Source organism: Peribacillus sp. B2I2, assembly GCF_041261685.1.
GTDB lineage: Bacteria > Bacillota > Bacilli > Bacillales > DSM-1321 > Peribacillus.
Window position 1 is genome coordinate 1,446,051 of sequence record NZ_JBGCCB010000001.1, and the last position, 18,363, is coordinate 1,464,413.

Below are 18,363 nucleotides of genomic sequence, written 5' to 3' on the forward strand. Positions count from 1 at the left end.
TATGGAGTATGTACAAAACATTCATTTGTTATTAAAAAAAGAAGAGATAGATGGGGAAAAGCTTCAAGAAGGGGAAAAAGTTGCAGTCGTCCTGGATGTGTTATTAGCGACCACAACGATTATTTCAGCACTTCATGATGGAGCACGCCAGGTGATTCCTGTCATGGATCCAATTGATGCCTTAGTGAAAAGCCAGGAATTGGGCCATGGAGATACTCTAGTGGCAGGTGAACTTAAAGCAAAGCCGGTTGAAGATTTGATGTACCCAAGTCCGACGCTATTGAGTAAGTTGGTACACGGCAAAACACTAATACTGTCTACGACTAACGGAACGGTAGCGTTGAGAAATTCTGCCGCTGCCAAAAAGGTTTACATCGCTTCTTTGCTGAATAATCCGTCTGTTGCGGACAAAATAAAAAAACATCATAAAACAGAAACAATCGTCATCGTTTGTTCGGGAAACTCAGGTGAATTCAGTCTGGAAGACTTTTACGGTGCAGGCCATTTGATAGATTGCCTGATTGCTAGATCACAAGATCCATTCATGCTCAACGATGCAGCAAAGGCTGCAATTGCGCTTTATCGCACGAATAGCGAAAATGCCCTTGATATCTTGCAATCATCATATGTCGGACAGCTGTTTGACAAACACAGCTTGATCGCCGATTTGGAATTGGCGGCCCAAAAAGGTTCGATAGATCTTGTTCCGGAGTTGGTGGATGGAAGAATCGAGGCGGAATTGAAAAGGCAGGAAACGTAGTAACAAAATCCAGATATGAGGTGAAGGGAATGAGGTTTTCACAGTCAATAGCGGTGGTGACAGGTGCAGGTTCTGGTATTGGGAAAGCTACAGCGATGCGCTTATCGGACGAAGGGGCAAAAGTGTTGTTGGTAGGGCGGACGAAAGGAAAGCTGGAGGAAGCGGCAGCTGAAATCAATGCCAGGCACACGATTCCCATGGCCGATATTTTCCCTGCGGATGTAACCGTCGAGGAAGATGTAAAAGAGCTGTCCATGTATGTGAAGGAACAATATCGTGACCTTCACATCCTAATCAATAACGCAGGTGGATCAAAGTCCTCGAAGCTTTTGGATACATCTGCAGCTGATTGGGATATGATTCAACATGTCAATTTGAAAAGTGTCTATCTAGTTTCCAAATACTTAGGGAAAGTGATGGAAGAAGGAGCGAACAGTGGAAATGAAGGTTCTATCAACAGGGCAATCGTGAATGTGGCTTCACTGTCAGGACATCAGGCAGGGGCCTTCATCCCGCATTACAGCTCTGCTAAGGCAGGGGTCATCAGTTTAACGAAATCATTGGCACTAGAACTCGCTGCAGTCGGCATTCGGGTCAATTCCGTATCTCCGGGGTTTATTGAAACGCCATTAACGGAGGATGGATTGCAAAATGAAAAATTCGTAAAGTCCATTCAGAGGAACACGGCACTGGAAAGAGTGGGGAAAGCGGAGGAAATCAGTAATGTCATTACCTTTGCTGCTTCTCCGGAGGCTTCCTATATGACTGGGACAGATATATTGGTGGATGGCGGCTGGTTGATCAAATAGAAAAAGGGGATGGGTAAATGTTAAAAGAACACTTGTTGACAGAAGTTATCGATAATGTATTAATCCTGACGTTGAATCGTCCTGAAAGCCTGAATGCATTTAGTCCTGATATGATTGCAAATTTAACGAGAACGATTAAGGATGTTAAACAAACGCCACATATAAGGGCTGTCATCATCAAAGGGGCGGGTCGGTCATTCACTGCAGGAGGAGACGTTAAGTCGATGGGGAAGGCATCTGCAGGTCAATTGTATGATCATGTTGGCAGAATGAACGAATGCATTTTGGCTCTCGATGCATCTGAGGTTCCCGTTATCGCTGCCGTCCATGGATTTGCGGCAGGGGCCGGTTTCAATTTGGCACTCGCTTGTGATTTGATAGTGGCTTCCGATGATAGTCAATTTGCCATGAGTTTTTCACAGGTAGGCCTGATTTCAGATGGAGGGGGTTCGTATTTTTTACCAAAGTTAGTAGGCCCCCACCTTGCAAAGCAGCTCTTCTTTTCAGCAGAGCCGATTTCTGCGGAACGCTTATACCAGTTAGGTGTAATTAATTATTTATATCCACTCAATCAACTTGAAGAAGAAACATTGAAACTAGCGGAAAAGCTTTCAAATGGTCCAACAAAAGCATATGGAATGATGAAAAAACTCGTTAGCCATTCATTTACGGCTACATTGGATGAAATACTCGAACAGGAGCGAATCACGCAAACCTTGATGGCTTCCACAGAAGATCATCTAGAGGGGGTGGCAGCATTCAAAGAGAAAAGAAAACCGGGATTTACGGGGAATTAATAAGGGGGGAACAATGATGAGAGCTATTCAATTTGAAGAATACGGCGGACCGGAAGTACTGAAAATGACTGAAATGGAAAGGCCCGTGCCAACTGGGCATGAAGTTCTGATTGAAATCGATTGTGTCGGCGTCAATTATGCGGATACAGCCAGGAGGGAAGGACAATATGTAGTACCTACGCCGCTTCCGTTCATTCCAGGTGCGGAAGTGGCGGGCGTAGTGGTGGAAGTTGGTGGAAAGGTGACTAAAATCAAACCTGGCACAAGGGTCGTGAGTTTAATTGAATCGGGTGGGTATTCAGAATATGCCCTATCTGATGAATTCTCTGCCATTCCGCTTCCTGATGCCATTCAGTTCCATGAAGCTGTTGCCTTACCCCTTCAAGGCCTGAGCGCCTATCATATTCTAAAGACAATGGGGCGCATGCAACAGGGGGATACGGTATTGGTCCATGCTGCAGCAGGGGGAGTGGGAACGATTGCAGTCCAGCTGGCCAAAATCTTCGGGGCTGGAAAAGTGATTGCAACTGCCAGCACAATGGAAAAGTTGGAGCTAGCTAAAGAGATGGGGGCAGATGAACTTATCGATTATACCAAAGAAGGATGGGAACTGAAAGTCCGTGAAGCCACGGGAGGAAAGGGAGTCGACGTGGCGCTGGAAATGGCTGGAGGGGATATTTTCAAGAAAACATTGAAATGTTTGGCACCATTTGGCCGTCTTGTCGTTTTTGGTAATGCCAGCCGAGAGCCTTATACGATGAACCCACAGCAATTAATGAAGCGCAATCAATCCGTCGTAGGTTTTTTCCTGCCACAGATCATGAAACACCCAGATTTGCTGTTGCCTAGCATTGAAGACCTTTTTTCTTACGTGGCGTCAGGGGAGCTTAAGCTAACTATCGGCGGCATATATCCGATTGAAAAGGCCGCGGATGTCCATGAAGAAATGAACGCCCGTCAAACGAAAGGCAAGTTGATTTTGCAGGTTAAATGATAGTAAGGGGTGTATACCTAAGCGATACACCCCTTGGCTAATAAGGGGATTTCACTTCCTTAAGAACCACTCAATCCGTTTCAACGCTAACATCTTTATCAGGATGCATAAAGAGAGGTTGCGGCGCTCTTTTAGCCTCTAACAGTTCACGGTTTTCGGTTGAATTCCAGCCTATATCATTGGTGGGGTGTATCCATTCGTCTCCAGCCATGATTTCCGGGTCGGTATCTTCGCTCCAATTTTCGAGTGGTGAGTTTTCAGATGCATATTTACTGTCTCCAATGACGACTCCGTAATCATTGACGAATGGAGCTTGTGGTTTTATGCCGGTTCCTTTAAAGCTTGGCGCGTTAATTTGGTGGGGTTGTGTATCGTCGACAATTGGTGAATCCAATTTCTTCTTCATATAGTATCTCCCTTTCCGTTTTACGGTTATTTTTCTCGTCTGTCCCTATATTATCCCTGAATAATTTTCGACTGTTTTACCCCATTCTAAAAATGTAAACTATATTAAAAGGGGTGGATGAAAATGAAACGGAAAGCCAATGTTGATGGTGCTGTCAAAGCAAGCAAAACGCCAAAAAGGAACCAAGCTGAAAATGAGTTTTCCAATGAGTTCGCATTAGGGGAAAACGCAATGAAAGGTGCTAACCGCAATTCGAAGCAAGGCAGAAAAGGAAGAAGTTAATGGATAAAGAAAAACGGAACTCACAGGAAAATATAGGGGAACATGTACGGACTGAATTTGGAATCGAATTCAGTGGCGATATGAACGCGACCAAAATTTATGAAATATTGGCAAAAGAAAATAAAAAACGTGATAATAAATAAAAAAGTAAAAAGGACGGGCCCATTACTGGGGTCCGTCCTTATCTTTAAAAAATGATGCTTCCGGATTTTGAGAGTGGGAAGACGGTTGAGCCCTTACCACTCGGATCAAAATAGGCAAGCATGATCGATGGTTTCTCGACGATTGTCCCCTCCGTTAAATACGTTTCCAAATCAAAGGGAAGTGCCTCGAGCAATGTGTGTTTGTGTATTTCTTTTTCATTAAGTGCCAAAGCGGTGAAAGAGGATCCAAGCTGATCAGGCTTATTCAGGATATCTTCATAAATCTCTTTCCGGCCATGTTTATCAAGTGAAGCTTCCCACCAAGGTTTACGTGGTTTGTATTTTTGATTCAAGAAATAATCCAATTTCATGAGTCCGATTATGTTTTTCAGTTCAACAGATTCGCGGGAAGCCAAAAACTGCTGTAAACGTCTGAATAAGTCTTCAAGCTGATGTCCGATTCGTGACCAGCCTTGTTGATCCCAATAGGTACCGAAATCTTGAAAGAAGTCGAATGGTGATTGAAATACCGTTTTGATCAGATATTCCGTGGTATGATCCATTCTATGATCGTTCCAGTATTTTTCAAGGACATCTTCAACTTGTTTAATGCGGACAATATCATCGAAGGATAATACATTATTTCCTAGGATTTCGTAGGGAGCATGATCACTATATATATATTGGTGTTCATCGGCACGTATCCTTAAGCCTGTACCACGGAGCATCTTTAAGAAGCCAAGCTGCATCTCTTCGGGTCTGAGCTCGAAGACATCATTGAAGGTCTTTCTAAAGGAATGGTAATCTTCTTCAGGCAAACCGGCAATTAGGTCTAAATGCTGATCAATTTTCTGCCCTTCTTTAACCATTGTGACGGTCCGGGTCAGTTTTTCGAAATTTTGCCTTCTCATAACCAGATCATTCGTATGGTCATTCGTTGATTGTACCCCGATTTCAAAGCGGAACAATCCTGCAGGGGCATTATCGTTCAAGAACTGGATAACTTCCGGACGCATGATGTCCGCAGTGATTTCAAACTGGAATACCACACCGGGCAGATGTTCATCAATTAGGAATTGAAACATTTCCATGGCATAGCTTCGGCTGATATTGAAGGTTCGGTCAACGAACTTAATGGTCTTTGCACCATTAGCCATAAGGTATCTGATATCTTCTTTAATCTTTTCACGATCAAAATACCTGACACCCACTTCAATCGATGAGAGACAAAATTGGCAGCTGAATGGGCACCCTCGGCTAGTTTCGATATAGGTGACACGTTTAGATAGATCACTACGGTCTTCCTCCAAACGGTATGGTGTAGGCAGCGATTTCAAATCAACCTTGCCGTTCTGAGGCTGGATGATTTTTTTTCCGTTCTGTCGATACGCAATGCCGCCGACCTTTTTATAGTCGTTCGCACCTTCAATTTCAGATAATAGAGCCTTGAAGGTGACTTCACCTTCTCCAATTACGATAAAATCAGCCCCGGGGATCTGATCTAGCCATTCACCAACATCATATGTGACTTCAGGTCCGCCGAGAATGATAACCAATTCAGGATTGATCTTCTTCAGCATGGCTACAACTTTCATTGTTTCCTCGATGTTCCAAATATAACAGCTGAATCCTATAACATCAGGTTTTTTGGAATAAAGGTCACCAACGATGTTCATGATTGGATCTTTGATCGTATATTCTGCCAGCTGTACATCATAATCTGGCTGGGCATAAGCCTTTAAATAGCGAATGGATAGCGATGTATGGATATATTTTGCATTAAGAGTACTGATAATAATATTCATGTTAAAGGGCGTAAAAGAAACGCCTGGCTCCTTTCGTGTACATGTCTTTTTAAGCCAACAAGCACCAACGAGTAATTTTACCATAGCGTGCTGCATTTGAAAAATGAGTTATTGGTAAGAACGGAAATCTTTTCAGCTTGAGAGACGAAATGGAATTGCTTTTAAAAAACGGATAAAGCAGAAAATGCTTTATCCGTTTTCTTTCAAAATGCTTGTTTTATATACTCTTTTGTTTTAGACATGAAACGCTTTGGTTTTGTCGCCTTCAACTCGATGATCGGCTGGGCCATTGTAGCGATCATTTCGCTTGACAATAACACGGTGATCAAGAAAGAGAGGCCGGCGAGCATGATAAAGCTCTCTGTGTTGCTGAAGTAGTCCTGTAGGGTGCTTTCCCTGAAGAAACGGATGAAGAATCCGTGCAACAGATACACATATAGGGTTTGTTTACCCCAATTCGTAAAGAAATATTGTCCGCGCGGGATGAATGAAAGGAAGCTGAACACTGAAATTATGCTCAAACCATAAAATCCGAGGCGTTTAAACATGGATATGATTGTCGCATCTTCAAGCTCGGCATATGGTTTCGAACCGAGCAGCCATTTATAATTGATATCGGTATTTAAATAAAACCCGATAAAAATCACTAACATAACACTAAGTGAAGCAAAACGAACCTTGGGTGTGAATAGTTTTTTTAAATGGTCTTTGCTTAAATGGTACCCGATTAAAAACATCGGGAAAAAAACGAATGTCCTCGAGAGACTAAGGTAATTGGAAATATGGTCAATATACCCAATCAATAATGCGATTAAAATGGATAAACCTATGCCTATTGATGGCTTTAGCTTTGAAAAACCAAGTAGCATTATGTTCCAACAGAATAAACTGATCAAGAACCAAAGCGACCATTGGGGATCAAGCAAGTCTACAGTGATTGCAGAGCGTTCGTATAAGAAATAATAGTAAACGGTATATATCAATTGGAAAATGAGGTAAGGTAAAATCAGTTTTTTTGTAATTTTTGCTAAATACCCTTTTTGATAAAAGCCTTTCGCAAAGAACCCTGAAACAAGGATAAAGGCAGGCATGTGAAAGGAATAAATGGTTTTATATATAGCGTAAATCGTTTCACTGTCATGTATATACGTATTCAGCAAATGTCCAAAGACGACAAAAGCCATGAGAATGAACTTGGCGTTATCGAAGAAAAAATCACGTTGTTTCATAGTTGCCTCCATTTAATGAATTTTTAAGGTAGCAAGAAAGCATTGTTATTCCTTATACCCTAAATACGTAGTATCAAATCAATATTTATTAAATTTAGTATAATAGCCTTAAATAAAGCTTAACGCGAAGTTTTAAATGATTCAACATACTATAATTTGACATATAGGATAATTTTGGATTTAGATGATTGCATCGATTTTCGAAATTACCGAGGAAAATCTAGATGGGTGTCGAATAAAAAGATTGGTAAGGATGGGTTTTGATAAGGGGTGTCAATATGAATATCGGTTACGAGAATGAAACGGAATATAAACAGGAAATTTTAAAATTGAATAAGCAGATCGAAGGGTTTTTGAACATTTTCAATTCAATGTCAGAGCCTTTTATTAGGGTTGATGAGGAACTAAGGCTCACATATGTCAATGATGCGGCCTGTGCCCTGCTGGAAACATCTAAAGATCAGCTGGAGTCCATGAAGATAACTGATTTTCTCGAGGTCATCGCTTTAAATAATCAGGATGAGTCCGGTTCCCCAAAAAAACCGATTGAAAGTGAAAGGCAGATGATCCAGCTTCATACCGGAGCCCTTAAACAAATAGAGTTTATGAGTATGGGGGCTCCTTCCGAAGGACAGCAATTTTATCGTTTGGCGGATGTGACCTTGGATGTTTCTTCGTCCCGGGAAACAAGAATGTCAAGGCAGATGTTTTTGGACATTTTTGATACGGCCATAGAAAGCATTATACTATTCGACAGTTCAGGAATAATCATGGAAGTGAACCATGCCTTTATCCATATCATGGGCATCCCAAAAAAAGAGATTGTTGGAATGAATATGAGGGACCTCATTTCACCAGAATATAAGGCATATTGGGACGAGAGCATACAAAGGGCCTTTGTTGAGTCGAACTTCAAAGGTGAGGTAGAGATAATGATCGGGGATGAACTCCATCATTTTACTTTTTCCATAAGTTCAACGGTAGGAAATGAATTATACATGTCGGTACTTCGAAGAATTACAGAATCAAATTTAATAGAAAAGAAGTTAGAGACGAGCGAACGGATTTTTGCGGAATTATTCGACCAGTCCATGGATGCGATCATATTCTGGAATGATGACGGAATCATTTTTCGTGTCAATCAATCAGCATGTAAAATATTTGAATCCAGCAGAGAGGAATTGATAGGCAGCTATATTTGGAAATACGTGTACAGCAACAACAATCATTTTGGGCAGATGATGGAAACGTTTGAAAGGGACACCCAAGTGAGGGGGGAACTTATTTATAAAATGCCGAATCACCAAATAAAATTACTTGAATTGACTGCCAAAAAACATGAAGGTGATGGGTATAACGTAACAATCTTTCGAAATGTCAGTGAGCGCTGGCTGATTGAGAAGGAATTAAGGGATAGTGAGAAGAAATTCAGGAAGATTTTTGAGGGAACATTAGACGGCTTGATATTATGGAACAATGAAGGGTTCACCGATATTAATGAAGCGGGTCAGAAGATATTGGAAATATCGAAGCATAAACTGCTATCTTTATCTGTTAAGGAATTCATTGAGAAAATCCCTGAAAATGCTCCTGCCTTAAACGGGCATATTGAAAATGTTTACAAGCATGAGGTCTACTCATCCATCATTCCGATAACATTCGAAGATGGAAGAGTTAAGCATATTGAATTTTTAACCAGGAAAAATTTATATTCGAACCTGAATCTGAGTATTTTCCGTGATGTGAGTAAAAATCTCGAAATGCAGGAACAGATCCGGAAATCGGATACTTTAAATGTCGTTGGCGAACTGGCGGCAGGGATTGCTCACGAAATCAGGAATCCAATGACTGCATTAAAAGGATTTATCCAGTTGCTTGAGGATGGCGTCAAGGGGGAATTTTCCACATATTTTCATGTGATTACATCTGAAATTAAGCGAATCGAAACGATTATCACGGAATTTTTAGTACTGGCAAAGCCACAGGCGCTTAAAATTTTCAAACAGGATGTTCATACCATTTTGAGGGAGACACTGGAATTACTGGCCGCCCAGGCCCTGCTGGAAAATATTCAATTCGAGACAGACTTCGAAGAAGATGAGTTTAAGGTTTTATGTGAAGCGAACCAGTTAAAGCAAGTGTTCATCAACATCATCAAAAATGCATTGGAAGTCATGCCGGATGGCGGATCTGTTCATATTAAAACAACCCGATTTTCAGAGAAATATGTTTGTATTTCAATTACCGATCAAGGCATGGGGATCTCAACGGAAATGCTGAAAAAATTAGGTGAACCTTTTTATACGACGAAGGACAAGGGGACCGGACTGGGGCTTATGGTCAGCTATAAAATCATTGAAGAGCACAATGGCTATATAGAAGTGGAAAGCGAAGTGGATAAAGGAACGAGCTTTCATATTTATTTGCCATTCGAGTAATGAAGATAAGTGGAGGGAATATTCTAGACCTTTGCTCAGCAATCAGAAAGCATTCAAAATTCTTTTAGTAAATGGGGGGATCCTTATTCAATGGATTCCTTTTTTTTGTTTCCATTTTATATCATTTTCATCTTGGAATCACAATTGACGTTGTACTATCGAAAAAATATTGCGCTAATTAAAGGGATATTCCATCTTTTTATTCATTGATAAATTTGTCCTTGTTTGCTAATGTGTTAAACTGCCAAAGTATTTTGAGCGGAAACTAACAATGGAAATAAAATGAAGACCTTTCGAATCGAATGTCCGGAGCTGGCTTTTTCGTATCAAATCATTAAGAGGATTATGGTTCGGAATTTCCGTCATATCCTGTCTGCTGGTGGGTCAAGCTTTATCGCAATTTAAGAAGTTTTGTCTTTTTTTGCGAATCTATTTACATATAAGGCATATTTTGTAATACTTCTTTTTATGATATAACTTTAAAAGGGCAGGAGTAGTGAATGTAGTTATGAATTCTAGGTGTGCAACGGAAATTTGTTCTGAGATTCGAATGAAGCGTTGGGAAATGATGGAGTTGGCAAAAATGTATGGAATAGGTCATGAGTATACCCTTCGCCAAAGCGAGCAACTTGATAAACTTATAAATGAGTATTTGATCCTTCAACATCATTCTTCAGTGGAAGTGAGAAATAAGCGGGAAGAAATGGTTGTTATTGTACAGAAGCCCTTTAATGATGATTTTACATTTTAAATGGACCTGAATGCATGCATCACTTCTTAAATTAGCGGTAGGAGAGATAAGCACCTTTTGGGTTATTGAACAGGTAGTAAATGAACTTTACAAACATTTCATGAAAACAATTCAAGAAAGATCATATACAAAAGACGATCATTATCTTTTGAATAACTATTGCTTTGAGGTATACATCGAGGGGGAGGTCACCAGAAGGTGTCCTTCATGCATCGGGAACGTCAATGTCAAGCCGGATTTGTTTAGAAGCAGGAATTTAACTTAATGTATTACACTGATTAATAAAAAGTAAGGGCTGACTCACTTAATGGAGCCAGCCATGGTCAGGTCTGGATTACAAAATTTCCAATAATATTACCATGAACAAAAGACCGACAATGAAGGAATAGGTTGAGGTGCGTTCATTACCATCCCCATGGCTTTCAGGAATCAATTCCTTATAAACGATGAAAAGCATGGCTCCCGCAGCGAAAGCTAAGCCATATGGAACCAGGAACCCAATGTAAGAGGTTAAATAATAACCCAATAAGCCCGTAATTATTTCGATGGTACCGGTCAAGGTTGCTATCAGGAACGCTGTGAATTTACCGATTTTTTGATTAATTAAAAACAAGGCGACAAGTAACCCTTCCGGGGCATTTTGCAGGCCGATGGCAAATGCGATCAAGTTACCTGTATCAGCTGTATCCGAGGCGTAACTGACACCTACAGAAAGACCCTCTGGGATATTATGGAGTGTAATGGCAGTGATGATAAGCAAAGCCTTTTCATCGAACTGAATACCACTTTTCGTATGGCTGAGATCGATATGCGGAATGTTTTTTTCCATGATCGTTAATGTCATTACCCCGAGAAAAACCCCAATGACAAGCTGAATATACCCTCCGGTGGCTAAAGACTCCGGAATCAGGCTCAATAACGAAGCAGCCATCATGATACCAGCGGTAAATGCCAGAAGCGTGTCTCTGAAACGATGTGTGATTGAACCTTGAATGAACAAGATCGGTAACGCACCGAACCCTGTAGACATAGCAGATAGGATGCTGCCTAATAAAACTCCACTCATATATTTCTCCTTTGTATGGTACTTATCATTACTTATTTGTAAACCTTTGGGCGAAACAATAATTTATTGTATTGAGGTGATAAAAAATAGGTTCCAGGAAAAAAACATTTTGAAGTCATTCATGTTTTCTGCGAATCATTCTTCTGCATACCATTTTTTCAATGTTAGATCAGTCGGCAGCAATATGCTGATGATCCCAAGCAATGGCAGGAATCCCACTATCTTAATCATGGATTCGATTCCGATTATATCTGCGATGGCACCCAATGAAACGGATCCAATGGCACCCATTCCAAAGGCTAACCCTACAGTCAAGCCGGCCATTGTTCCGACTTTTCCCGGGACCAATTCCTGTGCGTAAATTACAGTGACAGAAAAACTGCTCATTATAATGAACCCAGCCATCAATAATAAGATAAAAGCGGCTGTAGGAGGTACGAATGGTAAAAGTGCGGTTATTGGCATGCTTGCAGCGAAAGAAAAGAAAATTACATTTTTACGACCGAATCTATCCGCAAGCGGGCCACCGAAAAACGTACCTACAGCTCCAGCGGCTAAAAAGGCAAATAGGAAAATCTGAGCGGATTTTATCGTGAATGAATGCTGCTCGATCAAATAAAAACTATAAAAGTTCGTCATGCACGATACATACCAGGAACGGGCAAAAATAATGAATAAAATTAATACCAAGGCTTTGGCCACTTTATGGGACCGTTCTTTATTGATTACTTTTGCAGCAAGCTTTTTAGGCTGGAAGTGAACTAATTTTTGAGAATACCACTTGGCAATATACAGCAATAGGATAACGGCCGTTAAGGCAACCAAGGCAAACCAGAGTGCGCCTTTTTGACCGAAAGGAACAAGTACGATGGCTGTGATGAGTGGGGCAAGGGCTTGCCCGCTATTTCCGCCAACCTGATAAATTGATTGTGCCAGGCCTCTTTTAGGGCCGCCTGCCATGTAGGCAACCCTAGAACCTTCCGGATGGAAAATGGCTGACCCAAAGCCCATCAAGATGACTGCACCAAGGATAACGGTATAGTTTGGGGCAATTGCAAGTATGATGACCCCTATTAAAGTACTGGTCAATCCAATGGGCAATGCATAGGGAAGGGGCTTTTTATCTGTATAGAACCCAACTGCCGGCTGCAGAAGGGATGAGACGATATTCAGGCAGAATGCAATCATCCCGAGCTGTGTATACGTTAGCGACATTGATTTCTCCAGGATTGGGAACATGGCCGGAACTACGGCCTGAAGTGAATCATTCATTAAATGGCAGATGCCTATGATGATCATGATTTTCAGAGTCATATCTTGTTTTTGCGGGTTTGTTTTAATGGCAGCGATACTTCCCATATGTATATTTCCTTCTTCCTGATTAAGAATTTTACCTATTCAATAAATAGATTCATTAAGCATGTCCCGTATGCATGACACCTTATAAAATAATCGGAATCGTTCTCTAGTCTTCATTTTTTAAAATTAAACCCTTCAATTTATAACTAAGGATGGTCTTTTATTAAAGGTAAGCTGATTGTAACGGTTGTACCGTTTAGAGGTTTACTTGAAAACTCGATGGCTCCGTTAAAAGATTCAATTATTCGTTTACATACGAATAGCCCTAATCCGGTTCCTTCCTTTTTCGATGTATAAAAGGGATCGAAGACTTTACCGATATCTTTTTCATTCAGTCCATGACCGTTGTCGGTAATTATGATTTTAGCCCATTCATTTTCATGATGAATCCGGATCCTTAACTTTTCCCCAACTTCCATTGCCTCGAAACCGTTTTTGGCAATGTTGAGAATGACTTGTTTGAGTTGGTCCTTTGTACAATGAACCCTGATCGGTTCCTTTACGATGTTCCATTCCACTTCTATATTGAAGTGACGTGCTTCTGATTCTATTATTGGTCTCAATTCAGCAATGATACTGCGAATATCATATAAGGATAAAGTCTGGGGCATGGGTTTCCCTAAAATCAAAAATTCGCTCACTATACTATTGATCCGTTCAATTTCCTTCATGATGACAGAGTAATAAAACTGATCTTGTTCTTCTGGGTGTTTTTCAACCAGTAATTGTACCAGCCCCTTTATGCCGGTAAGTGGATTTTTTATTTCATGTGCCGTACTGGCAGCCAATGTACCGACAAAATCTATTTTTTGCTTATCGTTTAATAACTTTTGGTTTTTGGTATTCCTGCGAACGATCAGTTCCTCCATGACGCTATAGATCATGTGAGTAAAAAAGAAGGTGAAAAAGACAAGTATTAAAAGGACATTTATGTTATTTGTATTAATCCTGTCGGGCATCTTGACCGAAAGAGTCCAATCCACTTCTGTTAAAGGAACATCCACCCATGTTGAATGTCCAGTGAATTCTTCGGTATTTATATCTAGAATTCGGGTTTTATCGCTTGTTTCCAAGATAAAGGCATGACCAGGGCTGAGCATTTTTAATGTTTTTTCCATATGATCGAGCCTAATATGTACCAATAAAAACCCTTGCGCCTTTTTATCATGATCCAGGATGGGAGCAAAAATGGAAATATAATCGAAATCAGGTTTATATGGATCCTTTGTTCCTATAACAACGGCTTTTTGAGTTTTTACTGCAAGCTCAATATCATCCTGTTCAATTAAAGAGTAATGATGGAAATATTTATTCGTCCCTGAGATGGAAACGCCATCCTGGTTTAGCCAATATACTCCGGCATACCTGGAATCTGTATCTTTGATCCATTTCATAAGAAGTTCGGTTTTTTTATCATCCATATAAAGAACCGAACTGCTAAGGCTAAGCAGCTTTTCCTTCGTTTCACTTATAACTTGATCTATGTATTCTTGATAAACGGTTCCCGCCCATTCAGCTTTTTCCTGTCTTTCTTTTTGAAAGGAACGTTCTAAATTCGTCCAATAAATGATTGACAAAATAATTAATGGTAAAATAACAATAAGTAGATATGCGGTGAATTTATGCCTTGTTTTCATGTTTGTCACTACTTTAGCTTTTATTTCAAGTATATCAAAATGAGTGATTAAACAATAGTGCATACTAAACAGGGCAGATTGACAAAAAAGTCATAATGTCATATAATAACTTTTAATTCAAGATATTTTAATTAAAAACTTTAAGGTTGTGAAGTTATGGAGAATAATAACATCCAACAGTCTTTGAAACTGTTTATAGTGATGTCTAGAGCACATAGATCTATCAATGATGTGGTAAATAAACATATAGCCGAAGAGGGTTTGAATCCAACTGAGTTTGCAGTACTGGAATTACTTTATCATAAAGGCGATCAGCCTCTTCAGCAAATAGGAGGAAAAATCCTGCTAGCGAGCGGCAGCATTACCTATGTCGTGGATAAACTTGAACAGAAGGATTATCTACAGAGAATAGCATGTAAAGAGGATCGCCGTGTAACCTTTGCAAAAATTACGGAAAAAGGAAAAGCCTTCATTGAAGGGGTATTTCCCGAGCATGAAAAAAGAATCGATGATATCATGAGTGTACTTACGCAAGATGAAAAGGAAACCGTGATAGAATTGCTTAAAAAGATTGGGTATTCCGCTCAAAATTAGCTTAAGAACCAGCACCCGGAGTTTACTGCAGGTGCTGGTTTTTTTATGGTTAATAAAACCTAATTTGTTTCAAGGACATGAAGGTTTTTAATACCGTTGTGGCGAATTAAATTATATTACGATAACCACTATTAATGAGAATGTCTCTTGAAAGTGATTTCGATTGGTGGATAACATTAATTTGGATTATACATGAAAAAAATGTCGTTATATCATGAGAAGGAGTGTACATATGAAATTTAATGAGTATGAATATAAACGTCCTGAAATGGATGAGATTAAAAACCGGTTCATGAACGCTTTGGAAAAGTTTACGGATGCTGGAAATGCTGATGAACAAATAAAAGCCATGGAAGAAATAAATGAAATTCGAAATTATGTAGGTACGATGTTTAATTTGGTATATATTCGACATTCCATTGATACCAATGATGAATTTTATAAAGCGGAGAATGATTATTTAGATGACTTCTCCCCTGAAATGGAAGAATTAACATCAAAATTTTACAATGAACTCGTTCGCTCGAATTATCGTCAGGAGCTTGAGGTGAAATGGGGAAATCAACTATTTGACTTGGCAGAAGCCCAACTTAAAACCTTTTCACCCGAAATCATACCGCAACTGCAAAAAGAAAATAAATTATCGAGTGAATATTCGCAATTAATTGCCTCTGCAAAAATTCACTTTGATGGAAAAGAGCTGACACTTGCCCAGCTTCAGCCTTTTATGGAGTCGGCGGACCGTGAGTTAAGGAAAAATGCAAGTCGGGCATATTACGGTTTCTTTGAAGAAAAGCAGGTGGATTTGGATCGCATATTCGATGAACTTGTCAAGGTGAGGCATGAGATCTCGATAGCGCTAGGCTATGGAAACTTTGTGGAGCTTGGGTATTATCGAATGACAAGGACTGATTATGATGCTGATATGGCTGCTGCATTCCGCAAACAGGTTAAAAAGGAAGTGGTACCGCTTGTTACCCGGCTGAAGGGACGACAGCGCGAACGTCTTGGTTTGGAGAATTTAAACTACTATGATGAGAATTTTCATTTCAAGACTGGTAATGCCGTTCCAAAGGGCGATGCGGAGTGGATTATCGAAAATGGGAAAAAGATGTACCAAGAGCTCTCGCCTGAAACGAATGAGTTTTTCAATTATATGATAGCTAATGACCTGATGGATCTTGTGGCGAAGAAAGGAAAAGAAAGCGGGGGCTACTGTACTTTTATAGAAGACTATAAAGCTCCATTCATCTTTTCCAATTTCAATGGTACTTCCGGGGATATAGATGTTTTAACACATGAGGCAGGACATGCGTTCCAAGTATATCGCAGCCGTAATCTCGACATTCCTGAGTATTATTGGCCCACATATGAAGCCTGTGAAATCCATTCGATGAGTATGGAATTCCTAACTTGGCCATGGATGGAGCTATTTTTCAAGGAAGATACGGAAAAGTATAAGTTTTCCCATTTAAGTGGTGCTCTCACATTCCTCCCGTATGGGGTAGCTGTTGATGAATTTCAGCATTTTGTTTATGAAAATCCTGAAGCCTCCCCCCTTGAAAGAAAGCAGGCTTGGCGTAAAATCGAGATGGAATATTTGCCGCATCGTGATTATGAAGGGAATGAATACCTGCAGAATGGCGGGTATTGGCAGCGGCAAAGCCACATTTATCAGTCGCCTTTTTATTATATCGACTATACATTGGCCCAAATTTGCGCTTTCCAATTCTGGAAAAGGTCAGCTGAAAAAGATGAAACGGCTTGGAAGGATTATTTGAATCTGTGTCAACTTGGAGGCAGCAAGTCCTTCCTTGATCTCGTTGAATCTGCGAATCTGAAATCTCCATTTGTTGACGGGACAGTACAGTCGGTCGTTAAGGTGATAGACGAATGGCTTTCCACTGTCGATGATAAAGCATTATAAAAGATAATGTTTTAATGATTCGGTAATCATTTGGATGCTTCAATAAAACGCTTGGGGATTACTCCTTAAGCGTTTTTTATTCTTTCCTCCGTTCAGAAGGTTTGGTACAAAAAGCTTTGCTAAAGCCTCACAGAGAAATTCGAAATAGGTGAACAGGGAAATTCAGACCACACAATGATAGGAAAGTTAACTAACTCTTTAATGCCATAAAGTCCAGGGGAAAACAGCCGACGAAAGGAATATTGCTCGGCTTGTCTTAAATGTCTCTTCCTTACATATAAATGTAGGGAGGAGGGGAGAGTATGCTATCAAGGTGGTCAGGGATTTTCCAGATTGCAGCAGTTTATGTAGGAACAGTCGTCGGTGCAGGTTTTGCAACTGGAAAAGAGATTGTCGAGTTTTTTACCCGTTATGGCTTCTATGGCTTTATTGGGATTTTAATAGCAGGTTATATTTTCATTTTCACTGGAACTAAAATCATGCTCATTTCCGCAAGGATCAGGGCTTCTTCTTATGAGGAGTTCAATCAATTTCTTTTTGGAAAGAAAATTGCAGGAATCATCAACATCTTTTTCCTTATCATGCTGTTAGGGGTGACGGCTGTCATGATTTCGGGTTCAGGCGCGGTTTTCGAAGAACAACTTGGCGTGCCGAAAAGTATAGGGAGCTGGTCCACGATCATCCTGGCTTCCATGGTCTTGATGATGGGAATGCGCGGTGTATTCACTGTAAACTCTTTTGTTGTACCAATCATGATCAGTTTCAGTTTGATCCTTTTTTTCTCGACTCTGGGAAATGGAGAGTTCTTCAAGACCCTTACAAAAGTGCCAGATGAAGTGATTACCCTGAAAATGATTTTGTCACCATTTGCCTATACAGCCTTTAACCTGGCCTTGGCACAGGCTGTGCTGGTTCCGGTTGCCTATGAAGTCCGAGATGAGAAGGTCATTAAACATGGTGCAATCCTTGGGGGAATATTCCTGACCATCATTTTATTAACGGGGCATTTTTCACTTATGACACTCCCTGATGTGAATAATTATGAAATTCCTTCGGCGGTTATTATGAGAACGGCAGCCAGTCAGTTATATTGGATGTTCATTTTGGTGATTTATGGGGAGATATTCACTTCGGTCATCGGAAACATATATGGATTACAGAGGCAAATAAGCAGTTATATTAAAATGCCAAGCATGCTGACCATAGCGGTGATTTTTTTAATTGCTTTAATCATAAGTGAATTTGGATATGGAAGGTTATTAGGATATATTTATCCGGTTTTTGGATACATAAGCCTGCTTTTTTTAATGCTTGTCTGGAAAAGCAAGGCAGGGAAGGAGAAATGAAGAACGGGGGGCATGACCTT

17 protein-coding genes are annotated in these 18,363 nt (G+C 40.2%); 11 read left to right on the forward strand and 6 right to left on the reverse strand.

The features are described from left to right. Position 1: 1 nt before the first annotated feature. From ABIE66_RS07335 to ABIE66_RS07350, 4 genes are read left to right on the forward strand one after another with little or no spacing between them, the layout of a single operon-like run. On the forward strand, positions 2-760 hold the full coding sequence (locus ABIE66_RS07335; protein ID WP_370014315.1) for a 2-phosphosulfolactate phosphatase: 759 nt from the start codon (positions 2-4) through the stop codon (positions 758-760). 29 nt (positions 761-789) lie between these two features. Beyond that, positions 790-1,569 carry an SDR family NAD(P)-dependent oxidoreductase gene (locus tag ABIE66_RS07340; RefSeq protein ID WP_289317332.1) on the forward strand — a complete coding sequence of 260 codons (780 nt, stop codon included), beginning with the start codon at positions 790-792 and terminating at the stop codon, positions 1,567-1,569. A gap of 17 nt (positions 1,570-1,586) precedes the next feature. After that, positions 1,587-2,366 carry an enoyl-CoA hydratase/isomerase family protein gene (locus tag ABIE66_RS07345; RefSeq protein WP_289324244.1) on the forward strand — a complete coding sequence of 260 codons (780 nt, stop codon included), beginning with the start codon at positions 1,587-1,589 and terminating at the stop codon, positions 2,364-2,366. A gap of 16 nt (positions 2,367-2,382) precedes the next feature. Further along, positions 2,383-3,360 carry a quinone oxidoreductase family protein gene (locus ABIE66_RS07350; protein ID WP_370014317.1) on the forward strand — a complete coding sequence of 326 codons (978 nt, stop codon included), beginning with the start codon at positions 2,383-2,385 and terminating at the stop codon, positions 3,358-3,360. 70 nt (positions 3,361-3,430) lie between these two features. On the opposite strand, the gene ABIE66_RS07355 is transcribed toward ABIE66_RS07350, so the two are convergent. Then, complete coding sequence (locus ABIE66_RS07355) at positions 3,431-3,766, reverse strand: DUF3905 domain-containing protein (RefSeq protein ID WP_289317329.1); 336 nt, start codon at positions 3,764-3,766, stop codon at positions 3,431-3,433. Between the two features lie 123 nt (positions 3,767-3,889). On the opposite strand from ABIE66_RS07355, the gene ABIE66_RS07360 reads away from it, so the two are divergent. Together ABIE66_RS07360 and ABIE66_RS07365 are read left to right on the forward strand one after the other, a co-directional pair. Further along, complete coding sequence (locus tag ABIE66_RS07360) at positions 3,890-4,048, forward strand: hypothetical protein (protein WP_283901701.1); 159 nt, start codon at positions 3,890-3,892, stop codon at positions 4,046-4,048. Further along, a complete protein-coding gene (locus tag ABIE66_RS07365; RefSeq protein WP_289324246.1) occupies positions 4,048-4,191 on the forward strand; it encodes a hypothetical protein in 144 nt (47 codons plus the stop codon). The genes ABIE66_RS07360 and ABIE66_RS07365 overlap by 1 nt, the downstream gene beginning before the upstream one ends. 44 nt (positions 4,192-4,235) lie before the next feature. Here the strand turns inward: ABIE66_RS07365 and ABIE66_RS07370 are convergent, their stop codons facing one another. Continuing rightward, positions 4,236-5,996, reverse strand: coding sequence for a B12-binding domain-containing radical SAM protein (locus tag ABIE66_RS07370; RefSeq protein WP_370014319.1), 1,761 nt, complete (start codon positions 5,994-5,996; stop codon positions 4,236-4,238). Positions 5,997-6,199: 203 nt separating this feature from the next. Continuing rightward, complete coding sequence (locus ABIE66_RS07375; protein WP_370014320.1) at positions 6,200-7,225, reverse strand: acyltransferase family protein; 1,026 nt, start codon at positions 7,223-7,225, stop codon at positions 6,200-6,202. Positions 7,226-7,503: 278 nt separating this feature from the next. Between ABIE66_RS07375 and ABIE66_RS07380 the strand changes: the two genes are divergently transcribed. Together ABIE66_RS07380 and ABIE66_RS07385 are read left to right on the forward strand one after the other, a co-directional pair. Further along, the gene (locus ABIE66_RS07380; protein WP_370014321.1) at positions 7,504-9,663 is read left to right on the forward strand and encodes a PAS domain S-box protein; all 2,160 of its coding nucleotides are present in this window, start codon (positions 7,504-7,506) and stop codon (positions 9,661-9,663) included. A gap of 508 nt (positions 9,664-10,171) precedes the next feature. Then, on the forward strand, positions 10,172-10,414 hold the full coding sequence (locus tag ABIE66_RS07385; protein ID WP_289324250.1) for an aspartyl-phosphate phosphatase Spo0E family protein: 243 nt from the start codon (positions 10,172-10,174) through the stop codon (positions 10,412-10,414). Positions 10,415-10,748: 334 nt separating this feature from the next. On the opposite strand, the gene ABIE66_RS07390 is transcribed toward ABIE66_RS07385, so the two are convergent. The 3 genes from ABIE66_RS07390 to ABIE66_RS07400 form a co-directional block, all read right to left on the reverse strand. After that, positions 10,749-11,480 carry a ZIP family metal transporter gene (locus ABIE66_RS07390; protein ID WP_289324251.1) on the reverse strand — a complete coding sequence of 244 codons (732 nt, stop codon included), beginning with the start codon at positions 11,478-11,480 and terminating at the stop codon, positions 10,749-10,751. A 135-nt stretch (positions 11,481-11,615) separates the two neighbouring features. Continuing rightward, on the reverse strand, positions 11,616-12,839 hold the full coding sequence (locus ABIE66_RS07395; protein ID WP_289324252.1) for an MFS transporter: 1,224 nt from the start codon (positions 12,837-12,839) through the stop codon (positions 11,616-11,618). 146 nt (positions 12,840-12,985) lie between these two features. Continuing rightward, entirely contained in the window at positions 12,986-14,476 is a 1,491-nt protein-coding gene (locus ABIE66_RS07400) for an ATP-binding protein (protein WP_370014322.1), read from the reverse strand. Positions 14,477-14,632: 156 nt separating this feature from the next. On the opposite strand from ABIE66_RS07400, the gene ABIE66_RS07405 reads away from it, so the two are divergent. The 3 genes from ABIE66_RS07405 (at position 14,633) to ABIE66_RS07415 (ending at position 18,343) form a co-directional block, all read left to right on the forward strand. Further along, positions 14,633-15,070: a MarR family winged helix-turn-helix transcriptional regulator gene (locus tag ABIE66_RS07405; RefSeq protein WP_289317320.1), complete on the forward strand. Its 438-nt coding sequence runs from the start codon at positions 14,633-14,635 to the stop codon at positions 15,068-15,070. Positions 15,071-15,302: 232 nt separating this feature from the next. After that, entirely contained in the window at positions 15,303-16,997 is a 1,695-nt protein-coding gene (locus ABIE66_RS07410) for a M3 family oligoendopeptidase (RefSeq protein WP_289324254.1), read from the forward strand. A 302-nt stretch (positions 16,998-17,299) separates the two neighbouring features. Further along, positions 17,300-18,343: a YkvI family membrane protein gene (locus tag ABIE66_RS07415; protein WP_370014324.1), complete on the forward strand. Its 1,044-nt coding sequence runs from the start codon at positions 17,300-17,302 to the stop codon at positions 18,341-18,343. The last annotated feature ends 20 nt before the right edge of the window (positions 18,344-18,363 follow it).

What these genes read in the sequence shown, in the direction of transcription:
- ABIE66_RS07365 (WP_289324246.1), top strand. Translation starts at nt 4,048, where the DNA reads ATGGATAAAGAAAAACGGAACTCACAGGAAAATATAGGGGAACATGTA.
- ABIE66_RS07350 (WP_370014317.1), top strand. Translation starts at nt 2,383, where the DNA reads ATGAGAGCTATTCAATTTGAAGAATACGGCGGACCGGAAGTACTGAAA.
- ABIE66_RS07395 (WP_289324252.1), bottom strand. Translation starts at nt 12,839, where the DNA reads ATGGGAAGTATCGCTGCCATTAAAACAAACCCGCAAAAACAAGATATG.
- ABIE66_RS07370 (WP_370014319.1), bottom strand. Translation starts at nt 5,996, where the DNA reads ATGAATATTATTATCAGTACTCTTAATGCAAAATATATCCATACATCG.
- ABIE66_RS07355 (WP_289317329.1), bottom strand. Translation starts at nt 3,766, where the DNA reads ATGAAGAAGAAATTGGATTCACCAATTGTCGACGATACACAACCCCAC.
- ABIE66_RS07400 (WP_370014322.1), bottom strand. Translation starts at nt 14,476, where the DNA reads ATGAAAACAAGGCATAAATTCACCGCATATCTACTTATTGTTATTTTA.
- ABIE66_RS07340 (WP_289317332.1), top strand. Translation starts at nt 790, where the DNA reads ATGAGGTTTTCACAGTCAATAGCGGTGGTGACAGGTGCAGGTTCTGGT.
- ABIE66_RS07360 (WP_283901701.1), top strand. Translation starts at nt 3,890, where the DNA reads ATGAAACGGAAAGCCAATGTTGATGGTGCTGTCAAAGCAAGCAAAACG.
- ABIE66_RS07410 (WP_289324254.1), top strand. Translation starts at nt 15,303, where the DNA reads ATGAAATTTAATGAGTATGAATATAAACGTCCTGAAATGGATGAGATT.
- ABIE66_RS07405 (WP_289317320.1), top strand. Translation starts at nt 14,633, where the DNA reads ATGGAGAATAATAACATCCAACAGTCTTTGAAACTGTTTATAGTGATG.
- ABIE66_RS07375 (WP_370014320.1), bottom strand. Translation starts at nt 7,225, where the DNA reads ATGAAACAACGTGATTTTTTCTTCGATAACGCCAAGTTCATTCTCATG.
- ABIE66_RS07345 (WP_289324244.1), top strand. Translation starts at nt 1,587, where the DNA reads ATGTTAAAAGAACACTTGTTGACAGAAGTTATCGATAATGTATTAATC.
- ABIE66_RS07380 (WP_370014321.1), top strand. Translation starts at nt 7,504, where the DNA reads ATGAATATCGGTTACGAGAATGAAACGGAATATAAACAGGAAATTTTA.
- ABIE66_RS07390 (WP_289324251.1), bottom strand. Translation starts at nt 11,480, where the DNA reads ATGAGTGGAGTTTTATTAGGCAGCATCCTATCTGCTATGTCTACAGGG.
- ABIE66_RS07415 (WP_370014324.1), top strand. Translation starts at nt 17,300, where the DNA reads ATGCTATCAAGGTGGTCAGGGATTTTCCAGATTGCAGCAGTTTATGTA.
- ABIE66_RS07335 (WP_370014315.1), top strand. Translation starts at nt 2, where the DNA reads ATGGAGTATGTACAAAACATTCATTTGTTATTAAAAAAAGAAGAGATA.
- ABIE66_RS07385 (WP_289324250.1), top strand. Translation starts at nt 10,172, where the DNA reads ATGAATTCTAGGTGTGCAACGGAAATTTGTTCTGAGATTCGAATGAAG.